Raw genomic sequence first — 22764 nt, 5'->3', positions numbered from 1 at the left:
GCTCCTTGAGGGAATCTGATTCCCTCAAGGAGCCCTTCACGACCCTCGCCCCCGCGCACCCACCCGCCGCCAGCGGGACGCAACCCTCCGCGAGCGCGGCACGTGACGCTGCCCTCGGTCGAGGAGCGCGGTCGGTTGGTGCGGAGGTCGTCAACCGGAGCGGAGAAGCAACGCAGCCCCGTCGACGCTGCGCCTCGCCGCACCAACGCCACCCGCCGCGCCACTGAGAAACCCCAATGTGGCATTGGGGCGGTCCGACCGGAGGCGGACGATCAGTTCTCGTGGGCGCGCCCCAGCTCCTCCGACCGGTCGCGGGCTGCCTCGATCGCGTCGAGCAATGCCGCGCGCACGCCGTGCTTCTCCAGTTCGCGGATCGCGTTGATGGTGGTCCCGGCGGGGGACGTCACCGCCTCGCGCAGCAGTACCGGGTGGTCCTGGCCCTCGGCCAGCATCTTCGCCGCGCCGACCGCCGACTGGATGATCAGCTGTCCGGCCAGCGCGCGCGGCAGGCCGAGCAGGATGCCCGCGTCGATCATGGCCTCGACCAGGTAGAAGAAGTACGCCGGGCCGGATCCGGACAGTGCGGTGACCGCGTCCTGCTGCCGCTCCGGGACCTCGACGACCTGGCCGACGTGCGACAGCAGTTCCTTGACCGTCGCGACGTGCGCGGGCGTCGCGTGCTGGCCGGGTGAGATCGCACTCATCGCCTCGCCGACCAGCATCGGGGTGTTCGGCATCACGCGGACCACCGGCACGCCCTCAGCGAGCCGGCGTTCGTACAGCGCGGTCGGCAGCCCTGCGCACAGCGACACCACCAGCGACGCCGGACCGAGCAGCGGGGCCAGCTCGTCCAGCACCGGCTCGATGTCCTGCGGCTTCACCGCGACCACGAGGATGTCCGCGCGCCGCGCCGCGTCCGCGACGGTCGCCGCCTTCATGCCCGGGTAGCGCGTTTCCAGCTCGCGCGCCCGCTCCTCGTACCGCTCGGTGAAGAGCAGGTCGCCTGGCTCGTGGCCGCCGTTGAGCAGGCCCGACAGCAGGGCTTCGCCGATCTTTCCCGCACCCAGCACCGCGATCACACTCATGTGCTTCAGCGTGCCAAACGCGGCTCAGGTGCCCGGTGCCGGGGCGAGCGCCAGCTGCCGCACCTGCGCGACGAGGCGGCCTTGGGAGTCCACGACGGTCGCGTCCGAGTCGAACCACGGCTCGTGCACCGAGCGCGATTCGACGAGGATCCGCAGCCAGCCAGGGGCCGGGCGGGTGCGCAGCAGCGAGGTCAGCTGGACCGTCGGGGCCCAGCCGTGCCTGCCGAGGTTCGCCACCACCGGCGGGTTGAGATCGCCCGCCAGCAGCGAGAAGTACACGTCGGGCTGGCCCACGCGCGGACGCGCCCACATCCGCAGCCGGGGCGGGTCGCCGGTGCGTCCGGTGAGGAATCCCGCGGTCGCCGCGTCCAGGCGGACGTCGCAGGCGGCGGACAGGTGGAACGGGCCTTCCGGAGTGTCCTTGCCGAGCTGCGGCGCGTTCGACGGCGGTTCGGCGGGCATCTGCGGCAGGTCCGTCCATTCGGAACGGCGCATCGGCAACCGGCCGACCGTGACCCTCGCCTCGACGCAGGCCCGGCCGCGCTGTTCGAGCGACACCGCGACCACCGAAACCCGGCGGCCGACCTTGCGCACGTCCGCGCGCAGCAGCACCGGGCCGAGCGCGGGCGCGTGCAGGAATTCGGTGCTCACCGCGAGCGGATCGACAGTCGCGTCCCCGCGCTCGTGCAACGCGGCGGCGGCGGTTTTCGCCAGCAACGCCACCAGGAACCCGCCGTGCGGATGGACCCCGATCGACCATTCCGACCGCAACGTCGCGGTGAACGTGCCGTCCCCGAGCGACCGCACTGAGGTGGCCCCGTCGAAGGCGGTCGCGGTGTCGTCGGCCGCGCTCACGGACGACCGGCCACGGCGATACGGCGCGTGGAACCGGGTCCGGCGAAATCTGGAGACGGCGATGGCAACGAGGTCACGCCCGCACTTTACGGTGCCCGGCCGCCTTTGCGAGCCGAGCAGGGCAGGGACCGCCCGGACAGCCGAGCAAGATCACCCAGGGATCATTGCCCCAGATGCAACCGGGCGAACAACAGCGCCTCGGCCAACGCCCGCGCCCGCGCCGCCGCCCCCGTGGCATGCCGGGTGTTGACCTCCAGCACCACCTGGCCGGCGAACCCGTCACTGACCAGCTTCTCCAGCAACTCCGCACACGGCTGCCCGCCATGCCCCGGAATCAGGTGCTCGTCCTTCGGAATCCCGGTCCCGTCCGCCAAATGGACGTGGCTCAACCCCGCCCCCATCCGGTCCGCGAGCGCGAGCGCGTCCATCCGCGCCGCGGCCGAATGCGACAGATCCAAGGTGTAGTGCCGGAATCCGACGTCTGTGGGATCGATCGACGGCCGGAACGCCGACACGCGCGCATCACGCGACCCGCCGGGCGGACGGACCTTGAACATGTTCTCCACCGCGACGTCCACGCCGCTGGCGTCCTCCAGTTCGTCCACGAGATCGCCGAACGCGTCGCCGTACCGCCGCTGCCAGCGGAATGGCGGATGCACCACGACCGTGCGCGCACCGAGTTCCAGCGCGGCGTCCACGGAGCGGCGCAGGCGCACCTCCGGATCCGGCGACCAGATCCGCTGCGTGATCAGCAGCGACGGCGAATGCACCGACAGCACCGGCATCCCGGTGCGCCGCGACCAGCGCCGGATCGCCGAGACGTCCTGGCTGATCGGATCAGCCCAGACCATGACCTCGACGCCGTCGTAGCCGAGATCGGCGGCCAGCTCGAACGCCGCGCCCGCGCGCAGCGGCCACACCGAGGCGGTGCTCAGACCCACAGGGACGGGCGCGCTCTCACTCACGCGCCCATCCTGCCCCAGCGTCCTTTGCGGCGGACTACTTGGCCACCAGCAACAGCGCCGCGGGCGACACCGTCACCACCAACCCGACGAGAATCGCCAGCAGGGTCGTCTGCAGGTCCTCGGCACGGCGGATCTTCCGCACGATCCAGACCAGCGCGACGATCACCAGCAGCGCGCCCACGAGCGCGGCGGGCGCGAGGTTGACCCACAGCCAGTTGAAGCCCAGCCACACGGCGGCACCGCCGACGACGCCCAGCGCGAGCTGCCCGGCCAGCGTCAGCCACTGCTTGCCCGCGGACACCTCGGGTTCCGGCTCGGCTTCGGCCTCCGGAGCGTCCTCGGCGACGGCTTCCTCGGGGTAGTCGTCGTACTCGTCGCCTTCGGCGTAACCGTCGGCGTGCTCGTAGCCCTCGGCGTGCTCGTACCCGTAGCCGTCGTCGCCCTCGAAGTCCGGCTGGCCGTCGGGGTAACCGGACGGCTCGGCGAACTCGCGCTCGTACTCGGCCAGGTCGTCGTCGACCGGGTCCTTGGCGCCCGGGGCGAACGGCATCGGGGCCGGGTAGCCCGCGGTCGGCGGGCCCGCGTCGTAGTCCGCGGCGGCGGGCGGGTACTCGTCCTCGTAGCCGTCGTCGACGTAGTCGTCCTCGGCGTACTCCTCGGCCGGTTCCGGCTCCGCACCAGCGGGCGGAACGGCCGGCATCATGCCGACCTCGGTGTCCTCCAGCTGTTCCGCCTGCCGACGCTGGCGCCAGCCGGCGAGACCCGCTGGGGGCGCGTCTTCGGCGACGCCGTCAGCGGGCGGGCCGTCGATCGCGTCGAACTGCTCGGTGTGCGGCTCCTGCTTCGGAGCCGGACGACGGGCCGGAGCCCGCCTCGGCCGGTTCGGGGCCGGCGGGGCGCCAGGCGCGGGGAACGCACCGCTCGCCATCGGCGGCGCGGGCGGTTCCGGGGCGTCGCCGTCGAGACCGTCGAGCCGGGCAGCCAAGCCACCGTCCTGCGGCGGAGGCGGCGGTGCCTGCGGCGCCGGCCGACGGCGGACCGGCGGCACCGCGCCGCGAGTCTCCTCGTCGGCGGCCTGCGGACGCGGCGGACGGCCGCGCGGCGGCACCGGCATCTGCCCGGATTCCTGCGGCGGAGCGGGCGGACGCACGTAACCGGAGTCCTGCGGTGCGGCGGGACGCAGGTAGCCGGTGCCCTGCGGACCCGGCGCGGGACGGGCGAACTGGCCCGACTCCTGCGGCGGCGCGGGCGGGCGCACGTAGGCCGAGTCCTGCTGGCCGTTGGCAGGTCGCGGGTACTGCCCGGACTCCTGCGGCGGAGCAGGCGGACGCACGTACGCGGAGTCCTGCTGGCCGTTCGGAGCCGGGTACTGCCCCGACGGCTGGCCGTTCATCGGCGGCGGCCCGGCGTCCTGCGGCGCGGGGTACTGGCCCGAAGGCTGCTGCCCGGGACGCGGGTACTGGCCCGATTCCTGCGGACCGGGCCGCGGGGCCGCGTCCGGACGGCGGCGGCCGCCCGGGGGACGCGAAGGAGGCGGCGGGGTGCCGCCCTCGGACGCCACCCGGTCGATGATCGCCTGCGGTCCGGTGTCGGTGAGGCCCGAGCGCCGCGGGGCGGCCTCGTCCTCGTCATCGGCCGCCCTGCGCCTGCGTCGCCGTCCGCCGTCGACCTGCTGCCCGTGCTGGGCGAGCAGTTCGGCCACGGTCTTCTGGGGCTGGTCGCCGCCGGTCTGGTCCGTCATACCGTGCTGTCCAAAGCGCGCTCGGGGTTGGTTGTGGTCACTCGGGCACACCCGCCTCCGGAGCCGCGCGCAATCGACACCGTGCAGTGCATGTCCGTCACCTCTTCACCGTGCCTGGTCTTCGTCGGCCAAGTCCAGTCCGCTGCTGTCACCGGTCCTCCCCGCTCGCCGAAACGCCGGAGATCGCGGTTCCAGTTTCGTCCGACCCATTGGCGTGGTCCAACCGCCGCAGGATGACACCCTCTCGCAGCGCCCAGGGACAAATCTCCAACTCCGTGAGAGAGAGCGCCCGCATCGCGGCCTGCGCCACCAGCGCGCCCGCCACGAGCTGGTGCGACCGGCTCCCGCTGACGCCTTCCAGCTGGGCCAGATCCGCGGCGGTCATCCGCGAAATGAAGGCGATGAGCTGGCGAAGGGCAGTGTCGGTGAGCGTACGGCGCACGCGGGGGCCCGCCGCCGAGGGGGCCGCCCCGGTCAGCCGGGCGAGCGAGCGGAACGTCTTGGACGTCGCCACGACCCGGTCCGGAAGGCCCTGGCCGGCGACCTTTTTCGCGAGCCCGGCGAGCTGGTCCTCGAGCCAGGCCGACGTCGCGACGACCTCGGACCGGGTGGGCGGGTCGTTGCGGAAGCGGGTGCGGGTGGTGCGCCCGGCTCCCAGCGGAAGCGACTCGGCGAGTTCGGGTTCCTCGTCGCGGCCCATCGCGACCTCGAACGACCCGCCGCCGATGTCCAGCACCAGCAGTTTCCCGGCCGACCAGCCGTACCACCGGCGCACCGCCAGGAAGGTGAGCCGCGCCTCGTCCTCGCCGGACAGCACGCGCAGGTTGACGCCGGTCTCGGCACCTACCCTGGCCAGCACCTTCGCCGAGTTCTTCGCCTCGCGCACCGCGGACGTCGCGAACGCCAGCACGTCCTCGCAGCCGAGCCGCGCGGCCGCGGCCTTGGCCGATTCGACCGCCCGGACCAGGCCGTCCTCGCCGGGACGGCTCAATTCGCCGGAGCCGGTGAGCTGTTCGGCCAGCCGCAGCATCGTCTTCTCGGAGTGCATCGGGGTCGGGTGGGCGCCACGGTGGGCGTCGACCACGAGCAAGTGGACGGTATTGGAACCGACGTCGAGTACCCCTAGGCGCACGAGGATTCAGCGTACCGGTCCCAGCGCCAGGTCTCGAAACTGTAACCAACTCCACTCGGATCAACATCGACTCAGCGTGCGCGATCCGGCACGGTGTGCGCAGAAACCCGGACAAAAGCCGTGAAGGACTCCTTGAAGGAATCAGATTCCCGCAAGGAGCCCTTCACGGACCGGTTGTCCCGGCGGACCCCGCATTCCGCCGGGAGACCGCTCAGGTCTCGAACTTGTAGCCGAGCCCGCGCACGGTCACCAGGTGCCGCGGCGAACCCGGGTCCGGCTCGATCTTCGAGCGGAGCCGCTTCACGTGGACGTCGAGCGTCTTGGTGTCGCCGACGTAGTCCGCGCCCCACACCCGGTCGATCAACTGGCCGCGGGTGAGCACCCGGCCGACGTTGCGCAGCAGGTACTCCAGCAGGTCGAACTCCTTGAGCGGCAACGAAACCTCGCCGCCGTCCACGGTCACCACGTGCCGTTCGACGTCCATCCGCACCGGCCCGGCCGACAGCACCAGCGGCGCGAGTTCGCCGTCGCTGCCCGGCTCGCCGCCGCGGCGCAGCACCGCGCGCACCCGCGCGATCAGCTCGCGCGCGGAGTACGGCTTGGTCACGTAGTCGTCGGCGCCGAGTTCCAGCCCGACGACCTTGTCGATCTCGCTGTCGCGCGCGGTCACCATGATCACCGGCACCGCGGAGCGCTGCCGCAGCTGCTTGCACACGTCGGTGCCGCTCATCCCGGGCAGCATCAGGTCGAGCAGCACGATGTCCGCGCCGTTGCGGTCGAACTCTTCCAGCGCCTGCTGGCCGGTCACCGCGACCGCCGCGGTGAAACCCTCCTTGCGCAGCAGGAAGGCGAGCGGGTCGGCGAAGGACTCTTCGTCCTCGACTATGAGAACCCTCGTCACAGGTTTCCTCCATGGTCTGGGCTGGAGACTTCCTGCCCGGTTGCCACGAGCCGGGGTGTCCGCTCGGGGGTCTTGTCCGGCCGCGCGGGCGCGGCCTTGCGTGCGGTGTCGGCGGGTTCGGTGCGCACGTGCGCGGGGATGCGCAGGGTGAACGTCGACCCGGTGCCGGGACGGCTCCACAGGCCGACCGAACCGCCGTGGTTGGCCGCGACGTGTTTCACGATCGCCAGTCCGAGGCCGGTGCCGCCGGTGGCGCGCGAACGGGCTTTGTCCGCCCGGTAGAAGCGTTCGAACACGCGCTGCTGCTCGTCCTCGGCGATGCCGATGCCGCGGTCGGTCACCGCGATCTCGACCATGCCGTCAGCGAGCCGGCGCGAGATCGACACCGGGCTGCCCGCCGACGAGTACGCGACGGCGTTCTCCAGCAGGTTCGACAGCGCGGTGACCAGCAGCGTCCGGTCGCCCTCGATGAGCAGGCCGCTCGGGGTGTCGGTGGTGATGGTGATGTCGGCGGATTCCGCGGACAGCGTGGTGCGCCCGAGCGCCTCGCGCACGACGGCGTCGACCTCGACCACGTTGAGGTCCGGCAGCCGTTCGGCGCCCTGGAGGCGGGACAGCGCGATGAGTTCGGTGACGAGCTGGCCGAGCCGGGTGGACTCGCGCAGGATCTTGCCGCCGAAGCGGCGGACCTCCTCGACGTCCTCGGCGGCGTCCAGCACGGCCTCGGTGAGCAGCGCGATCGCGCCGACCGGGGTCTTGAGCTCGTGGCTGACGTTCGCGACGAAGTCGCGGCGGACCGCCTCCAGCCGGATCGCCTCGGAGTGGTCGACGGCCTCGACGACGGTGAACCCGTCGCCGAGCGGCCGGACCTCGCCGAGCACCGCCTCCGGCTGGCGGCGGCCGCGGCTCTCCAGCGGCGAGAGGTCGACCTCCATCGGCTCGTCGGTCTCGACCACCTGCTCGGCGGCCTTGCGCGCCCGCGGATCGGCCTGGTTGACGCGGACCAGGCCGAGTTCGTACGCCCGCGGGTTGTGCAGCACGAGGTCGCCGAACCGGTTGAGCACGATGACGCCGTTGTTGGACGAGCGGATCAGCCTCATCAGGAGCTCGGCGACGGTCGGGCCGAGGGGCCGGGCCGCCTCGCGCCGGGCTCGCACCCTGGCCGCGAGGAAACCGGCGACCGCGCCGACGACAAGAGCGCCGATGGCCGTCAGCAGGACAACAGGCGTGGTCACGGGGGAATCGTAAGCATCCCGGTAGCCTTCCGGCCTAGTCCTGGAAGCCCTGTCGTGAGGCGAGTGACACCTGAGGGGTACATATTCGCCTCGGGGTCAGACCCTGTTCACCCGATCGAGACCTTCCGGCCAAATCGACGCGCTCGGTGTTCAGCGTGCTGAATGGTCCTCGAGGGTTTTGAGGTCCTCGTCGGTGAGTTCGAGCGCCGCCGCGGCGACGTTCTGCTCCAGGTGTGCCGGGTCACCCGTACCGGGGATCGCCAGCACGTGCGGGCCCTGCGCGAGCGTCCACGCCAGCCGCACCTGAGCGTCCGTCGCGTCGTGCCGCCGCGCGACCTCGGCCACCCGCTCGCCCGCGTCGGACTGTCCGCTCGCGACCGCGAAGAACGGCACGAACGCCACGCCCTGTTCGCCGCACAGCCGCAGCAGTTCGTCGTCCTCGCGGCGGGCGGACAGGCCGTACTGGTTCTGCACGCACACCACCGGCGCGATCGCCTGCGCCTCGGCGAGGTGTTCGGCGCTGACGTTGGAAATCCCCAGCTCGCCGATCAGTCCCTCGGCGCGCAGTTCGGCCAGCGCGCCGAAGTGCTCGGCGAGCGAACCGGTGCCGCGGTCGAGGCCGGTGCCGATGCGCAGGTTGACGACGTCGATGCGCTCGCGGCCGAGTTCGCGCAGGTTCTGCTCGACCTGGCCGCGCAGTTCGTCGGGGCGGGCGAACGGCCGGAACTGGCCGGTTTCGTCGCGCGACGGGCCGACCTTGGTGGTCAGCACGAGGTCGTCGCCGTACGGGGCGAGCGCGGCCTTGATCAACGCGTTGGCCGACCAGGTGGCTCCGAAGTAGAACGCCGCGGTGTCGATGTGGTTCACGCCCAGTTCCACGGCCCGGCGCAGCACCGAAATCGCGCGGTCGGCGTCGACCGGTGCGTTCGGGTCGAGCGAACCGCCGAGCCGCATCGAACCGAAGCCGAGCCGGTTGACGGTGCGGGAGCCGAGCTGCCAGGTGCCCGCGGCGGCGGCGGGAAGTGTCGTTTCGGTCATGTCTCCAGCGTGCTTCGCGGCCGGCCGCCGCGGCGGGTTTGGCAGCAAGCTGCCAACGCGGGAACACTGGACGACGTGCCCCGAGCCGAGGAAGTCGCGAGCATCCGCGACGAGCGAGAACTGGTCGAGCGCGCCGGACACCTGCTCGCCGGAGCCGACGAGTTCGCCTGCGCCGCGAACGACCTGCACACCTGGTCCGCGATGCAGAAATTCGCCCAGGAGCTGCCGAAAGAGCGGAAGCTGCGGGTTCGCAAGGTCTACCTGTCGCGAGTCATGCTCGACCCGGCGGGAGCCGAGCACCTGCGGATGCTGCAGCGGCTCGGCGCGGAAGTCCGGATCAGCGACCACGAGATCAACGAGACGATCCTGCTCGACGGCCGCGTCGCGATCCTCGCCGCCGGCCCCGGCTACAACGTCGTGACCGCCCCGGATCTGGTGCGGGGCATCTCGTCGCTGTTCGAGGCCGCCTGGCGCTCGTCGACCGCGATGGAGGCGTACGAAACGCGGTTCGCCGAGCTGCGGCAGTACACGCCGCAGCTGCTGGACCTGCTGTCTTCCGGTTCCACCGACGAGAAGGCGGCCCGGGCGATGGGCGTCGGGCTGCGGACGTACCGTCGGCGGGTGGCCGAATTGATGGATGTCCTGGGTGCGACGTCGCGGTTCCAAGCAGGCGCTCTCGCGAGGGAGGCGGGCCTGCTGTGAGGCGCGCCGTTCTCGCCGCGGCCTTGCTCACCGCCGGATGCTCCGCCTCCCAGCAACCCGCGTCGCCCGCGCCCGCTCCCGCACCGCCGAATGTGGCCTATGTGGACGCCAAGGCGACCAGCGACGCGGTGTCCGGCGTCAAAAAGGCCATGGAGACGGCGTTCAGCTACGACTCCACGAAGCCGGACGAGGTCGCGAAAACCGAGCAGGAATATCTGACCGGCGGGGCCCGCGCGCAGTTCGACAAGACCTTCGCCGAGGTCCGCACCGAGCCGGTCACCACGCAGACGCAGGTGCTCGAAACCGGTCTGGCCGAGCTGACCCCGGACCACGCGCGGATGCTGGTGGTGGCCGCGCAGCACAGCAAACGCCCGGACGGAGCCAAAAATCAGGGCGTCGCGCTCATCCTGGTCACCGCGGGCAAGGCGAACGGGCACTGGCAGCTGCAAGATTTGAACTTCGACCCGCGCGGAAAGCTCACCGCCGCGCCCAGCCCCGCAGACAGCCTCGCGACGACCCGGGACGCCGCTGTCGACGCGGCCGTCCGGGATGGCGGGATCCTGATGACCATCGACCCGAAGGACATCGACGGCAGCTACGCGAAATGGGAAAAGGTGGCCGCCGACCCGCTGCTGTCGCAGTTCCGGCAGAGCCGCCAGGAAACCGTGGACAGCATCCGCAAGACCGGGAAGAAGGCGGCCTTCGGCGCGGATTCGACCGCCGCGCTGACCGAACTCAGCCAGGACGGCACCAAGGCGTCGGCGGTGCTGTCGGCGTTGGTGACGACGAGCGGCGGCCAGAACCCCGGAGAAAACCGGCTGCCGGTCCACCTCGACCTCGTCCGGCAGGGCACCGAGTGGAAGGTGTCCGGGATCCGGGCGTTATCCGGCGAGGGCTCGTGAGCGGCGGCTAGAAGCGGCCCCCGCCGCCGTGCTCGTGAGCGGCAAGTCCGGTTCTCACCGGCAACGCCGCTCACGAGCAGGCCAGCAGCGGAAGGGCTCAGCGCCCCTGGTTCGCGACCGCGGCGGCGGCTTCCTTCGCCGCCTCCGGGTCCAGGTACTCGCCGCCCGCCTTGACCGGCTTGAGGTCCGCGGTCAGGTCGTAGCGCAGCGGGATGCCGGTCGGGATGTTCAGCGCGGCGATGGCGTCGTCGGAGATCCCGTCGAGGTGCTTGACCAGCGCGCGCAGCGAGTTGCCGTGCGCGGCCACCAGCACGGTGCGGCCTGCATTGAGGTCGGGAACGATCGCCGACTCCCAGTACGGCAGCAGCCGGGCCACGACGTCCTTCAGGCATTCCGTCAGCGGGGCCTGGTCGCCGAGGTCGGCGTACCGCGCGTCGCCGGACTGGCTGAACTCGTCCTTCGGGTCGATGGCGGGCGGCGGCGTGTCGTACGACCGGCGCCAGAGCATGAACTGCTCCTCGCCGAACTCGTCCAGCGTCTGCTTCTTGTTCTTGCCCTGCAGCGCGCCGTAGTGCCGCTCGTTGAGCCGCCAGTCGCGCTTGACCGGGATCCAGTGCCGGTCGGCGGCGTCGAGGGCGATGTTCGCCGTGCTGATCGCCCGGCGCAGCAGCGACGTGTGCACCACGTCCGGCAGCAGCCCCGCCTCGGCGAGCAGCTGCCCGCCCTGGCGCGCTTCGCGCTCGCCGGTCTCCGAAAGGGGCACGTCCACCCAGCCGGTGAACAGGTTTTCCGCGTTCCACGTGCTCTGCCCGTGCCGCAGCAGCACCAGGGTCCCAAGTTCGGCCATGGCCATCAGCCTGCCAGAACGGGTCCGCGCCGCCAGTAGTGCGTCCACCCCTCTACCCAGAGTGCGTTACCCGGGAGTAACACCTTCACCCGACGCGCAGCCGGGTTGCCGACAAGCAGGCCAAAGAGTGCAAGACGCTGCACACTGTTATCCCCGTCAGCAAAGTTCACTCGAACGGAGTAACCAGTAGTCTTGTGATTACTGGTCGACATCTGACAGGTTGGGCATGTCCCGCTCAGCCGGATTCCACGCACTCCCGGCTGATCACGGGCAGTGACCGCGGCTCGTCTCCCCCCTGCCGAGCCGCGGCCCGCCGGCCCCGTTGGCATCCCCCTCGTCACCGGGTCCAGCAAGGCGGGACCTGCAGCGGGACGGCTCGAGATCGCGACTCCCCCCTCCCTCGAGCCGTTCCGCCAGCCCCTCACTCCGCGGGCCTGGCCTTCCGCCGCCGCAGCCACCAGAACACCGCGCCCGCCGGGATCCCGAACGCGATCAAGAACGGCAGCAAAACTCCGAGCACGCGCACGAGCCCGCTGCAGAAGACGACGAACGCGTCCCATCCCCCGGACAGCCCGGCGAGGAAGCCGCCCGTCTCCTCCGCCGCCGCGGCTGCCTGCTTCCTCACTGACAGCGACACGGTCGCCATCGCGACCTTCCCGGCCAGCGACGCCTGCTGCCGCTCCAGCGACTCCAGCGTGGCCTGCCTGCTGGTCAGCTCGCTCTCGACGGACGCGATCTCGGACACCGACTGCGCCTTCGCCAGCAGCGCGCGGATCCGCTCGACGCTCGCCCGCTGGGTCGCCAGCCGCGCGTCCACGTCGACCACCTGCGAGGTCACGTCCTGTGCGCTGATTTCCCGCCGCTTCACCTGGCCGAGCCCGCCCAGTTGCTCCAGCACGCCGTCGAGTTTCTCCGCGGGCACGGCCAAGGTCAGCGACGCGGAATCGTCCGTCGCGCTCTCCTGCCCGGCGTAGCCGCCCGCGCCGGTCGCGATCGCCTTGGCGCGGGACACGACCTCGTCGGTCTTCGGGGTGGTCAGTTCCAGCCGTGCGCTGCGCGCCAGCTTGCGATCAGTCGCGCCGGGCTCGGGCACCGACGCCTGCGCGTTGCCCTGCTTCGGTGCCGCCCCCTGCTCTTGCCGCTGCGCGGGCGCGACAGCCGACCTCGCCGAATCCGCGCTGGTGCCGCCGCTGCATCCGGCCAGCAGCAGCACCGCGGCTCCCGCGAGCACGTATCTCCATCGAGTCCGCATTCCCGTCTCCCTCCAGTCGTTGGCGGTGAGACGAAGCGACCGGGCGGACCCGTTGCACGGAATCGGTTACGACTCGGTCAACCCCGGTTCGTGCCCTCCGGCGGGTTCGGCGAGGTGTTTGAACGCCTCGAGGTTCGCCAGCGATTCGCCGCGCGAAACCCGCCAGTCCCATTCGCGCTTGATGGAGGTGGCGAACCCGATTTCCAGCAGGATGTTGAAATCACCGTCGGCGGCCTCGAGCACCTGGCCGAGGATCTTGTCCAGTTCGGACTCGGTCACCGTCTCCTTGCCGAAGCGGCCGACCAGGTAGATGTCGCCGAGACTGTCCACTGTGTAGTGCACGCCGTAGAGCCGGGCGTTGCGCTGCAACAGGAACCGGTACACGTCCTCGTGCCGCTCGTCCGGACGGCGGCAGACGAACGCCTCCACCGAGAACGCGTGGTCGCCGTCCACGAGCCAGCAGTTGGTCTGCAGCTTCTTGGTTCCCGGCAACGTCACGAAATAACGGCCTTCGCCGCGACGGTCGTATTTGAGCCCACTTGAGTCCAAAGTGGACTTGATAGTCGCGTCAAGGCTCACACTGCCACCTCCGCCCGCAGTTCCAGCGCCTGCCGGAACGCTCTGGTCGCTTGAGCATAGATGTCCAGCAGCGAATCCGTGGTGCGCCGCCAGGAAAACCGCTGCGCGTGCCGTACCGCGTTGGCCGCCAGTTCGGCCCGCCGGTCCGGCCGCAGCGCGACCGCGGCGAGCGCGTCGGCCCATTCCGCCGCGCCGTGCGACGGGACCAGCAGCCCGGAAACCCCGTGCGGCACCGCGACCGGCAGCCCGCCGACCTCCGCCGCCACCACCGGCGTACCGCACGCCTGTGCTTCGAGCGCGACCAGACCGAAGGATTCGTTGTAGCTCGGCACCGCGACGACGTCGGCCGCGCGGAACACCGTGCGCAGCTTCGATCCGGTCTGCGGCGGCAGGAACCGCACCTGCTCGGCAATGCCCAGCGACACCGCCAGTTCCCGCAACGCCTGCGGCTGCTCCAACCCGGTCCCGGACGGTCCGCCGACCACCAAAACCACCAGCCGCGACGCCAATTCCGGCCGCTGCCGCAGCATTTCCGCCGCCGCGTGCAACAGGACGTCCGGAGCCTTGAGCGGCTGAATCCGTCCGGCGAACGCGAGCACGACCGCGTCCGGCGACAAGTTCAGCTCGCGACGCGCGTCCAGCTGCGAGCCGGGCGTGAACCGCTCGAGGTCGACGCCCGGCGGTACGGCGTGCACCGCGTGCGTGGCAGCCCCGTAGAGATCGACCAGCTGCCGAGCCTCGACCTGCGTGTTCGCGACAAGGCAGTCCGCCTCCGCGACGACCTGCTCCTCGCCCATCACGCGCGTCCGCGGCTCGGGCTTGTCCCCCTCGGCGAGCAACGCGTTCTTGACCTTCGCCAGCGTGTGCGCAGTGTGCACGAGCGGCACGCCCCACCGGTCGCGGGCGAGCCAGCCGACCTGTCCGGACAGCCAGTAGTGCGAGTGGATCAGGTCGTAGTAGCCCGGCTCGTGAAACGCCTCCGCGCGCAGCACGCCCGAGGTGAACGCGCACAGCTGCGCGGGCAGCTCGTCGCGCGCCAGCGGCTCGAACGGCCCGGCCGGCACGTGCCGCACCGTGACGCCGGGAGCCAGCTCGGCCAGCGGCGGCTGCTCCGACGAGGTCGCCCTCGTGAAGACCTCGACCTCGATGCCGCGCCGCGCCATCTCCTGCGCGGTCTGGCTGACGTACACGTTCATCCCGCCGGCGTCGCCGGTGCCCGGCTGCTCGAGCGGGGAGGTGTGCACGGACAAGACCGCGATCCGGCGCGGCTCAGCGATGAATCCCTTGAGGGTCACCTGGTCACTCCTGCTACTCGGCTGCGTCCCCGGCGAACCGCCGCAGCACGGAGTTGAAGTCCTCCGGCTCCTCGACGAACGGCAGATGCCCGGCCTCAACGAACCAACGCAGGACCGCCCCCGGAATCTTCCCGGCCGAATACTCTGCCGCCGAAGGATCCACGACACCGTCGGCCGAACCGTGCACGACGAGCGCCGGCTTGTCGACCGCGGCAAGCACGTCACCACTGCCGATGTCCCGCCGGAACAGCGCGCCACGCACCGCGGGCGGCACCGAAAGCGAACTGCCGAGCATCGCCTGCGCGTACGCACCAGGCACCTTTGGAGTGGCCTGGGCCCGGGTGAACTCGACCAGCGCGGGGATCGCCACCTCCGCGTCGTCCGAGAGCGCCGCGGGCAGCGCGGCCCGCATGATCGGCCCGGTCGCGCCGCCTTCGCGCTTGCGGCCAATCTCGGTGATCGCGCCCACCAGCACGATGCCGCCGAGCCGTGCGGTGCCGTGCTCGCGCAGGTAGTCGACGATCACCAGCCCGCCGTAGGACCAGCCGACGACGATCGCGTCCGGACCGGCGAAGTCGAGCACCGCGGCGAGGTCGCCCGCCCACTGCGCGGGGTCGTCGTAACCGCTGTCGGGGACGTCGGAGCCGCCGTGCCCGCGCAGGTCCATCGCGACGAGCCGGAACTGCCCGCTCAGCGCCGGATCGGCCAGCTGAGCGGACCAGGCCGCGGCGGACTGGGCCCAGCCGTGCACGAAGACGATCGGACGCGCGTTCTCCGGGCCCTCGACGCGCAGTGCGATCCGCACGCCGCCTGCCCCGGTTACCTCAGTGTTCACTTCTACTTGTTAGCAGACGGCTAGTGGATCACTTCGCGGCCGAGAGCGACTTCCACGTCGACCAGTCGTAGAACCAGTCCTTGACGTCGGAGTTGGTCGGGCTGCCCAGCCGCGAACCGGTGACCTCGACCGGGTCGCCGATCATCGCCGTGTCGAAGTAGGCCTTGGCGTCCGCCTCGAGCAGGTTGACGCAGCCGTGCGAGTTGTTCGTCTTGCCGATCGCGGCCGCGTTGTCCTGGTTCTCGTGGATGAACTCGCCGTGGTTGGAGAACCGGCAGGCCCACTTCTTGTTGACGTTGGTGTAGCCGTAGCGGGCGTTGTCGAAGACCGCGTGCGGCTCCTTCGACATGATGATGAAGGTGCCGTTCGGGGTGTTGCGCTGGACGTCCGAGTCGAGCCCGTTGGAGCACGGGTAGCTCGCGCTCTCCGCGCCGCCGCGGTAGACCTTCATCACATGGTCCGGGGTGTTGATCTTGACCACCTGGTTGCGGCCGATCTTGAACTTGGTGCTGACGTCCGATTTCACGTAGACGCCCCCGCCGAGGTCGACGCCGTACAGGTTCGCCTCGACCTCGACGGTCGTGTTGGCGGGCCAGTACTCCTTGGGCCGCCAGTCCACCTGGTTCGCCGACAGCCAGGCCCACGAGCCCTCGACGTCCTTGCTGGTCTTGACCTTGAGCGCCTTCTCGACGGCGGCGCGGTCCTTCGGGGCGGCCCCGTTGAACTTCACGCTGATCGGCATCGCGACGCCGACCTCGGCGTCGTCGCCCGGGTTCAGCGTGGCGCGCACCGTCTTGGCCGGGCTGACCGTGGCGAAGGACCCCTTGAGCTCGGCGGGCCGCTGGTCGCTGCCGGTCGCCTTGGCCGCGTAGTTGTAGGTCTTGCCGTAGCCGAGCGGTTCGGAACTGGTCCAGGACAGGCCGTCGGGCGCGATCTCGCCCTTGATCTCGTCGCCGCCCTCGTTGGTGAGCTTGACCTCGGTCAGCTTGCCTTCGGTGACCTTCACCACCACCGGCTCGCGCACGCTCGCGTCCTTGGCCCCGACGGCCGGGGTCGCGGTGAGCTTCGCCACCGGGGCGACCGGCTTGCCGCCGTTGTCGCCGCTCCCGCCCTGCGGCACCGCAGTGCCGTCGTTGCTGCCGCCCGAGCACGCGGCGGCCAGCGCCGCCGCGCCGGTCGCGAGAACGGCCTTGAACACCGTACGGCGCTCGATCACGGTCTTACCTCCACTTGTCCCCCGCACCGGCTTCTCCCACGCAGAACAGCGCCGGTGAGCGATTCGACGTTACCTGCGAACCGGAAATTCCTCTTCACCCCGCAAGACGTTTCACCCGGTGTCCGGTTGCTGCCGGTTTACTGTCGATTGCTCACCCGGGTTACCCCGGATGCTTCAGAGCGAACAGTTGATCAGCAGTGGTTCCGGATACAGCCGCACCCCGAACCGAGCCTCGACCCCGTCGCGGACCTCGCGGGCCAGCGCGAGCAGATCCGCCGTGCTGGCCCCACCACGGTTGGTAAGCGCGAGAGTGTGCTTGGTAGACAGCGAAACGCGACCCCCCGGCCCCGGGTACCCCTTGCCGAACCCGGCCCGCTCGATCAGCCACGCAGCGGACAACTTCACCCCGCCGCTCGCCGGATACTGCGGGATCTTCCCCTCAGTCGACTCCGCGATCCGGCTCAGCACCGCCGCGGCGTCTTCCTCGGGAACGATCGGATTGGTGAAGAACGACCCCGCACTCCAGGTGTCGTGATCGACCGGATCGAGCACCATCCCCTTGCCGCGCCGCAGCCCAAGCACCGCTTCCCGAGCCCGCGCGGCGGGGACTTTCGCGTCGATCTCGACACCCAGCGTGCGCGCCAGCTCGGCGTACCGAATCGGCGCGGACTGCCCACTCGGATCGACCCGGAACCGCACACTCAGCACCACGCCCCGGTCGGTGCCCTTGAGCACACTGGTGCGATACGCGAAGCCGAGCTCGTCAGCCTTGACCGTCCGCACCTCCTTCGCGGCCCGGTCGTACAACTCGACGGAGACGATCGACTCAGCCACCTCGCCGCCATACGCACCGACGTTCTGGATCGGCGTCGCCCCCACCGACCCCGGAATGCCGGAGAGACACTCAAGCCCACCGAGACCGTTGTCGACGAGCGCAGCGACGAACGCGTCCCACTCCTGCCCGGCCGCCACCTCGACGATGTCGCCGTCACGGGTCCACCCGGTGTTGGCGATCCGCACGAGGGTGCCGTCGAAGCCTTCATCACCGACGACGAGATTCGACCCGCCCCCGAGCAGCAGGACGGGCTCGCCTGCTTCGTCCGCCGCCCGCACCGCAGCGACCAACTCAGCAGCGGTCGTCGCGGTGACAAACCGGCGAACCGGCCCGCCCAATCGGAGGGTCGTGAAGTCGGCGAGACGAACCAGACCAGGCGTTTCAGCGATGTCCACAAAGCTTGACGGTACTGCCCACCCCACCCACCCCCATCGACCCGTCCGTGAGGGCCACCCTCATTGACTCTGATTCCCTCAGCGCCCCCCTCACGTCCCTAAACCGCAGCCGATGCACCCAACGAGCGAGGCACCCAGCCCCTCCCCCGCACCCCGATACGAAGCCTCCCTGCGGGCGGTGGGTGCTTGTCAAGGCATCTTTCCCGCCTTGACAAGCACCCACCGCCCGTCAGCACAATTGGGCTTCGGGGTGCCCCACGCAACCCTCTTTCCGCGGCGAAGCCGCGGCCTCCCGGTACTGTCCGTCACATGGGATCCCGGATCGAGCACCGCGGCGAATTCACCGGCTCGCTCGAAAACGTCTTCACCGCAGTCGCAGGCAAGGACGCCCTCCAAGCCCGCCTAGCCGCCCTCGGCGGCGACGACGCGAAACTCCTCGCCTACACCGCCGAAGGCGACTCCGTCCGCTACGAACTCCAGCACGGCATCAAGGCGGCCAAACTCCCGCAAGCCGTCCGCGCCCTGCACAAAGGCGACATCATCGTCAACCGCACCCAGACCTGGAAGCGGTCCGGCGACGAGTACACCGGCCGGTCCGACGTCAGCGTCGGCGGCGTGCCCGGCGAGATCGGCGCCTCGACCTACCTCAGCCCGAAGGACGGCAAGGTCCTCCTCCGCACCACGGGCGAGGTCGTCGTGCGCATCCCCCTCTTCGGCGGCCGGATCGAGGAGTTCGTCTCCGAGCAGGTGGTCAACCTGCTGCGGCACGAGGACGAGTTCACCGCGCAGTGGCTGGCCGAGCACGCCTGACCCCGGTGGGGGCCCCGACCAGGGGCACCACCAATCCCAACCGGTTGCGCCGGGTCGACCGCTGGCTCGCGAGCGACCCGGGCGTCACGCGGCTGCTGCGGCGCGGCGAAAGTCCCCTTGTCGTCGATCTCGGCTACGGAGCGTCGCCGGTCACGACGGTTGAACTGGCCCGCTGGCTGGCGCGCGTGCGGCCGGACGTCCGGGTGCTCGGGCTCGAACTCGACCCGGAGCGCGTCGCCGCCGCCCTTCCCGCCGCTGATCCGCCCCGGCTCGACTTCCGGCGCGGCGGGTTCGAGCTGGCCGGGACGCGGCCGGTCCTGGTGCGCGCGTTCAACGTGCTCCGCCAGTACGCCGAGGACGAGGTCCCGGGCGCGTGGCAGCTGATGCTCGACGCGATGCCGCCGGAAGGCCTGCTCGTGGAAGGCACCTGCGACGAGATCGGCAGGCTGGTCACGTGGGTCGCGGTCGGAGCGGACGGTCCGCGCACGCTGACCCTGTCGCTGCGGCTTGCCGAACTCGACCGTCCGTCCACAGTGGCCGAACGGCTGCCGAAGATCCTCATCCACCGCAACGTTCCCGGCGAACGCGTGCACGCCCTGATGTCCACTTTGGACGAGTGCTGGGCCGCCGCGGCACCGCACCGTTCCTTCGGCGTTCGCGCCCGCTGGACCACCACCGTCGCCATGCTCGCCGACCGCGGCTGGCCGGTCATCGGCAATCCGGACCGGCGCCGGCTCGGCGAGCTGACCGTGTCCTGGGACAGCGTCGCGCCGCGCTGAACCCACCTGTTCACCACCCGCACCCCGCTGGGTCACCCCTTGGTGACCTTCAGTGCTGACGATGAGCGAGTGGAACTGCTGGAACACGTCACCGAGCTGATCCGGGGCACGCTCGGCTCGCCCTGGCTGTGGGTGCTCGTGTTCGCGATCGCCGGCCTGGACGCGCTGCTCCCGTTCATGCCGAGCGAAACGACCGTGGTGACCGTCGCCGTCCTGATCGGACCGGACCCGGGCAGGCTCGCGCTGCTGGTCGTCGTGTCCGCCGCCGGCGCGTGGGCGGGCGACTGTCTCGGCTACGCGGTCGGCCGCGCCGCCGGTCCGCGTGCCGTCGCCTGGCTGCAGCGCGGACCGTCCGGACGGCAACGCTACGAATGGGCCCGCGACCAGGTCCGCAGGCAAGCACCGCTGCTGATCGTCGCCGCGCGCTATCTGCCCGGCGGCCGCGTCGCGAGCGCGCTGGCCAACGGGAGCCTCGGCTATCCGCTGCGCCGGTTCGTGCCGCTCGACGCCGCGGGCGCGACGCTGTGGTCGGTGTACAGCGCGCTGATCGGGCTCGCCGGCGGGGCCGCGTTCGCCGACCGTCCGGCGTACGGCCTGCTGCTGTCGCTCCTGCTCGGGCTGCTGCTGGTCGTGCTCATCGAATTCGGCCGCCGGGTCCGGGTGCGCAGGCTACGGTCAGTGCATGGACGCGCCACGGCTGCTGGAAGCGATCGACATCCACGCCGACCGGATCAAGGCCGCGACGCTCGCCGCGGGTCCGGTCGCGCCGGTCCGGAACTGTCCGGAGTGGACAGTGCTGGACCTGGTGACGCATCTGACGACGGTGCTCTCGTACACGGTCGCTGCGATCACCGACCAGAAGGCTGAGCCGCAGCGAGCGACCACGTGGGAGGACGCGCTCGGCCGCTGGGACGGCGAACGCATGGCCGTCCGCGAAGCCCTGCGGCGTCCGGCGGACACCCCGCTGCGCTCACCGTTCCCGCACGGCGGCCCGATCACCGTGGCCGATTGGACGCGCCGGCTCGCGCACGAGTTCGCCATCCACCGGCTCGACGCGGAAAGCGCCCTGGCCGAGCCGCCGGTCACCCGGTACCGCACGGAATTCGCCGAGGACGGCATCGACGAGTTCCTCGCCTTCCTGACCCCGCGCCGCGCCCGGCCGAGCGGCCGCGAGGGGATCGTCCAGGTCAGCACCGACACGCGGACGTGGACCGTGCTGCTGCAGCCGGATGGGCCGCCGATGCTGGGCGAAGGCGTCCCGGACCTCACGCTCGCCGGTCCGGCCGACGAGGTGTACCGCGCGTTGTGGGGCCGTCCGAACCACGCCGAGAACGTCGGCGACGCCACCCTTCTGGAGCCCCTCGCCGCGCCCTGACCAGCGGCCGGTGAGAATGGGCGCGTGTCAGAACCCCAGCGTTACGTGCTCACCTTCGGCTGCCCCGACCGCACCGGCATCATCGCCCGCATCTCGGGCTTCCTCGCCGACCACGGCGGAATGATCGTCGAGGCCGCGTACCACACCGATCCCGACTCGGGCTGGTTCTTCACCCGCCAGGTCGTGCGCGCCGATTCGCTGCCGTTCGACGCCGAGGGATTGCGCGAGCGGTTCAGCGCGGTCGCGAACGAACTGTCCGCGGAGTCGAGCTGGCAGGTGCGCGACACCGGCGAGCGCCCGCGCGCGGTGGTGCTGGTGTCGAAGGCCGGGCACTGCCTCTACGACCTGCTGGGCCGGGTCGCCTCCGGTGAGCTGGACGTCGACATCGCCGCGGTGATCGGCAACCACGATTCGCTCGCGGACATCACCCGCGCGCACGGGATCCCGTTCCACCACGTGCCGTTCCCGGCAGGCGACCCGGACGGCAAGGCGGCCGCGTTCGCCAAGGTTCGCGAACTGGTCGACGCACACGACCCGCATGCGATCGTGCTGGCGCGGTTCATGCAGGTCCTGCCTGCGGAACTGTGCACGGCGTGGACCGGGCGCGCGCTGAACATCCACCACAGCTTCCTGCCGTCGTTCATCGGCGCGAAGCCGTACCACCAGGCACACACGCGCGGCGTGAAGCTCGTCGGCGCGACCTGCCACTACGTCACCGCGGACCTCGACGCCGGGCCGATCATCGAACAGGACGTCATCCGCGTCGACCACGGCGATTCGGTGCAGGACCTGGTGCGCAAGGGCCGGGACATCGAGAAGGTGACGCTGGCGCGCGGCCTGCGCTGGCACCTCGAAGGCCGCGTTTTGGTGCACGGCAACCGAACCATGGTGATGTGAGTGGTTGCTGCCGGTGAGATCCGGCAGCAACCGCTCACAGCCCTCACGCGCCGATCGTCGAGGTGTCGATCACGAAGCGGTACCGCACGTCGCTGTTCTCGACCCGCGCGTACGCCTCGTTCACCTGGTCCGCGCTGATCGTCTCGATCTCCGCGCCGACGCCGTGCTCGGCGCAGAAGTCCAGCATCTCCTGGGTCTCCGCGATGCCGCCGATCATCGAACCGGCCAGCACGCGGTTGCCGCCGAGCAGGGAGAAGACGTTGTACTCCAACGGTTCCCCCGGCGCGCCGACGTTCACCATCGCACCGCCGACGCGCAGCAGGCTGAGGTAGGCGTCGACCGGCAGCTTCGCCGAGACGGTGTTGAGGATGACGTCGAACCGGCCGGCGAGCGTCTCGAAGGTCGACTCGTCGCTGGTCGCGTAGTAGTCCTTCGCGCCGAGCCGGAGCCCGTCTTCCTGCTTCTTCAGGCTCTGGCTGAGCACGGTGACGTCCGCGCCCATCGCGACGGCCAGCTTGACCGCCATGTGCCCGAGCCCGCCGAGGCCGACGACGGCGACCTTCTTGCCCGGTCCCGCGCCCCACCGGCGCAGCGGCGAGTACGTGGTGATGCCCGCGCACAGCAGCGGCGCGGCGACGTCCAGGTCAATGCCCTCCGGGATCCGGCAGACGAACGCGTCCTTCACGACGATCTGCCGGCTGTACCCGCCGTAGGTGTTCTCGCCGTCGAAGCCGACTCCGTTGTACGTCTGGATGTTGCCCTTGACGCAGAACTGCTCGGATCCGGCGCGGCAGTACTCGCATTCGCCGCAGGAATCGACCATGCAGCCGACCCCGACCCGGTCGCCGACCTGGTACTTCGTGACGTCCGAGCCGACCGCGGCGACCACGCCGGCGATCTCGTGGCCCGGCACCATCGGGAAGATCGCGGTGCCCCAGTCCTGGTTGACCTGGTGCAGGTCGCTGTGGCAGATGCCGGCGTAGGCGATGTCGATGAGCACGTCGTCCGGCCGCAGGGCACGGCGCTCGATCGTCGTCGGCGCGAGCGGTCCGCCCGGCGCCGCGGCGGCGATGGCGGAGGTGGTCGTGGTCAT

General features: G+C 70.8%; 23 protein-coding genes and 1 pseudogene. 8 read left to right on the top strand and 16 right to left on the bottom strand.

The features are described from left to right. Positions 1-272: 272 nt before the first annotated feature. The 8 genes from proC to EIZ44_RS36325 all read right to left on the bottom strand — a co-directional run bounded on the left by proC (position 273) and on the right by EIZ44_RS36325 (position 8952). Positions 273-1085 carry a pyrroline-5-carboxylate reductase gene (gene proC, locus EIZ44_RS36360; protein ID WP_134733649.1) on the bottom strand — a complete coding sequence of 271 codons (813 nt, stop codon included), beginning with the start codon at positions 1083-1085 and terminating at the stop codon, positions 273-275. Positions 1086-1109: 24 nt separating this feature from the next. Continuing rightward, positions 1110-1940, bottom strand: coding sequence for a thioesterase family protein (locus EIZ44_RS36355; RefSeq protein ID WP_134733647.1), 831 nt, complete (start codon positions 1938-1940; stop codon positions 1110-1112). Between the two features lie 161 nt (positions 1941-2101). Next, positions 2102-2905 carry a sugar phosphate isomerase/epimerase family protein gene (locus EIZ44_RS36350; protein ID WP_037818826.1) on the bottom strand — a complete coding sequence of 268 codons (804 nt, stop codon included), beginning with the start codon at positions 2903-2905 and terminating at the stop codon, positions 2102-2104. A gap of 34 nt (positions 2906-2939) precedes the next feature. Further along, positions 2940-4646, bottom strand: coding sequence for an Rv0497 family membrane protein (locus tag EIZ44_RS36345; RefSeq protein WP_205673410.1), 1707 nt, complete (start codon positions 4644-4646; stop codon positions 2940-2942). A 148-nt stretch (positions 4647-4794) separates the two neighbouring features. Beyond that, positions 4795-5778 (bottom strand): Ppx/GppA family phosphatase, encoded by a 984-nt coding sequence (locus EIZ44_RS36340; RefSeq protein ID WP_037818825.1) that lies wholly within the window; start codon positions 5776-5778, stop codon positions 4795-4797. Between the two features lie 211 nt (positions 5779-5989). After that, positions 5990-6679: a response regulator gene (locus EIZ44_RS36335; RefSeq protein WP_009071942.1), complete on the bottom strand. Its 690-nt coding sequence runs from the start codon at positions 6677-6679 to the stop codon at positions 5990-5992. Beyond that, positions 6676-7914, bottom strand: coding sequence for a sensor histidine kinase (locus EIZ44_RS36330; RefSeq protein WP_134733645.1), 1239 nt, complete (start codon positions 7912-7914; stop codon positions 6676-6678). The genes EIZ44_RS36335 and EIZ44_RS36330 overlap by 4 nt, the downstream gene beginning before the upstream one ends. 150 nt (positions 7915-8064) lie before the next feature. After that, positions 8065-8952: an oxidoreductase gene (locus EIZ44_RS36325; protein ID WP_037818822.1), complete on the bottom strand. Its 888-nt coding sequence runs from the start codon at positions 8950-8952 to the stop codon at positions 8065-8067. Between the two features lie 75 nt (positions 8953-9027). Between EIZ44_RS36325 and EIZ44_RS36320 the strand changes: the two genes are divergently transcribed. Beyond that, entirely contained in the window at positions 9028-9654 is a 627-nt protein-coding gene (locus EIZ44_RS36320) for a response regulator transcription factor (protein ID WP_134733643.1), read from the top strand. Beyond that, the gene (locus EIZ44_RS36315; protein WP_240691514.1) at positions 9651-10556 is read left to right on the top strand and encodes a hypothetical protein; all 906 of its coding nucleotides are present in this window, start codon (positions 9651-9653) and stop codon (positions 10554-10556) included. Before EIZ44_RS36320 ends, EIZ44_RS36315 begins: the two co-directional genes overlap by 4 nt. Positions 10557-10653: 97 nt before the next feature. On the opposite strand, the gene EIZ44_RS36310 is transcribed toward EIZ44_RS36315, so the two are convergent. The 7 genes from EIZ44_RS36310 to EIZ44_RS36280 all read right to left on the bottom strand — a co-directional run bounded on the left by EIZ44_RS36310 (position 10654) and on the right by EIZ44_RS36280 (position 17810). After that, the gene (locus EIZ44_RS36310; RefSeq protein ID WP_134733641.1) at positions 10654-11403 is read right to left on the bottom strand and encodes a phosphoglyceromutase; all 750 of its coding nucleotides are present in this window, start codon (positions 11401-11403) and stop codon (positions 10654-10656) included. A gap of 421 nt (positions 11404-11824) precedes the next feature. After that, the gene (locus tag EIZ44_RS36305) at positions 11825-12655 is read right to left on the bottom strand and encodes a DUF4349 domain-containing protein (protein ID WP_134733639.1); all 831 of its coding nucleotides are present in this window, start codon (positions 12653-12655) and stop codon (positions 11825-11827) included. 66 nt (positions 12656-12721) lie between these two features. After that, entirely contained in the window at positions 12722-13234 is a 513-nt protein-coding gene (locus tag EIZ44_RS36300) for a type III secretion system chaperone family protein (protein WP_134733637.1), read from the bottom strand. Beyond that, the gene (gene mshA / locus EIZ44_RS36295) at positions 13231-14529 is read right to left on the bottom strand and encodes a D-inositol-3-phosphate glycosyltransferase (RefSeq protein ID WP_167754382.1); all 1299 of its coding nucleotides are present in this window, start codon (positions 14527-14529) and stop codon (positions 13231-13233) included. The genes EIZ44_RS36300 and mshA overlap by 4 nt, the downstream gene beginning before the upstream one ends. Positions 14530-14542: 13 nt before the next feature. Then, entirely contained in the window at positions 14543-15364 is an 822-nt protein-coding gene (locus EIZ44_RS36290; protein ID WP_134733635.1) for an alpha/beta fold hydrolase, read from the bottom strand. Between the two features lie 28 nt (positions 15365-15392). After that, on the bottom strand, positions 15393-16580 hold the full coding sequence (locus EIZ44_RS36285; protein WP_134733633.1) for a L,D-transpeptidase: 1188 nt from the start codon (positions 16578-16580) through the stop codon (positions 15393-15395). 174 nt (positions 16581-16754) lie between these two features. After that, the gene (locus EIZ44_RS36280; protein ID WP_134733631.1) at positions 16755-17810 is read right to left on the bottom strand and encodes a UDP-N-acetylmuramate dehydrogenase; all 1056 of its coding nucleotides are present in this window, start codon (positions 17808-17810) and stop codon (positions 16755-16757) included. A gap of 309 nt (positions 17811-18119) precedes the next feature. Between EIZ44_RS36280 and EIZ44_RS36275 the strand changes: the two genes are divergently transcribed. From EIZ44_RS36275 to purU, 6 genes and pseudogenes are all read left to right on the top strand, one after another. After that, on the top strand, positions 18120-18620 hold the full coding sequence (locus EIZ44_RS36275) for a DUF2505 domain-containing protein (protein WP_037807589.1): 501 nt from the start codon (positions 18120-18122) through the stop codon (positions 18618-18620). Further along, the gene (locus EIZ44_RS36270; RefSeq protein WP_134733629.1) at positions 18599-19399 is read left to right on the top strand and encodes a class I SAM-dependent methyltransferase; all 801 of its coding nucleotides are present in this window, start codon (positions 18599-18601) and stop codon (positions 19397-19399) included. Before EIZ44_RS36275 ends, EIZ44_RS36270 begins: the two co-directional genes overlap by 22 nt. 69 nt (positions 19400-19468) lie before the next feature. After that, positions 19469-20266: a DedA family protein gene (locus tag EIZ44_RS36265; RefSeq protein WP_240691513.1), complete on the top strand. Its 798-nt coding sequence runs from the start codon at positions 19469-19471 to the stop codon at positions 20264-20266. Continuing rightward, a pseudogene (locus EIZ44_RS46115) lies at positions 20166-20396 on the top strand (maleylpyruvate isomerase N-terminal domain-containing protein); the annotation flags it as partial. The gene EIZ44_RS36265 and the pseudogene EIZ44_RS46115, both read left to right, overlap by 101 nt. Before the next feature lie 3 nt (positions 20397-20399). Then, positions 20400-20774 (top strand): mycothiol maleylpyruvate isomerase, encoded by a 375-nt coding sequence (locus EIZ44_RS36260; RefSeq protein ID WP_336157189.1) that lies wholly within the window; start codon positions 20400-20402, stop codon positions 20772-20774. A gap of 45 nt (positions 20775-20819) precedes the next feature. Next, complete coding sequence (gene purU, locus EIZ44_RS36255; RefSeq protein ID WP_205673414.1) at positions 20820-21671, top strand: formyltetrahydrofolate deformylase; 852 nt, start codon at positions 20820-20822, stop codon at positions 21669-21671. Between the two features lie 43 nt (positions 21672-21714). Here purU and EIZ44_RS36250 read toward each other — a convergent pair whose 3' ends face one another. Next, complete coding sequence (locus tag EIZ44_RS36250) at positions 21715-22764, bottom strand: NAD(P)-dependent alcohol dehydrogenase (protein WP_134733623.1); 1050 nt, start codon at positions 22762-22764, stop codon at positions 21715-21717.

It is taken from the genome of Amycolatopsis nivea (genome assembly GCF_004522235.1).
GTDB lineage: Bacteria > Actinomycetota > Actinomycetes > Mycobacteriales > Pseudonocardiaceae > Amycolatopsis > Amycolatopsis nivea.
This window is presented reverse-complemented; position numbering and strand designations above follow the sequence as displayed.

Bases quoted from the DNA above. Each gene is read 5' to 3' on its own strand.
- EIZ44_RS36250 (WP_134733623.1), bottom strand. From the start codon at position 22,764: ATGACCACGACCACCTCCGCCATCGCCGCCGCGGCGCCGGGCGGACCG.
- EIZ44_RS36305 (WP_134733639.1), bottom strand. From the start codon at position 12,655: ATGCGGACTCGATGGAGATACGTGCTCGCGGGAGCCGCGGTGCTGCTG.
- EIZ44_RS36325 (WP_037818822.1), bottom strand. From the start codon at position 8,952: ATGACCGAAACGACACTTCCCGCCGCCGCCGCGGGCACCTGGCAGCTC.
- proC (WP_134733649.1), bottom strand. From the start codon at position 1,085: ATGAGTGTGATCGCGGTGCTGGGTGCGGGAAAGATCGGCGAAGCCCTG.
- EIZ44_RS36345 (WP_205673410.1), bottom strand. From the start codon at position 4,646: ATGACGGACCAGACCGGCGGCGACCAGCCCCAGAAGACCGTGGCCGAA.
- EIZ44_RS36275 (WP_037807589.1), top strand. From the start codon at position 18,120: ATGGGATCCCGGATCGAGCACCGCGGCGAATTCACCGGCTCGCTCGAA.
- EIZ44_RS36310 (WP_134733641.1), bottom strand. From the start codon at position 11,403: ATGGCCGAACTTGGGACCCTGGTGCTGCTGCGGCACGGGCAGAGCACG.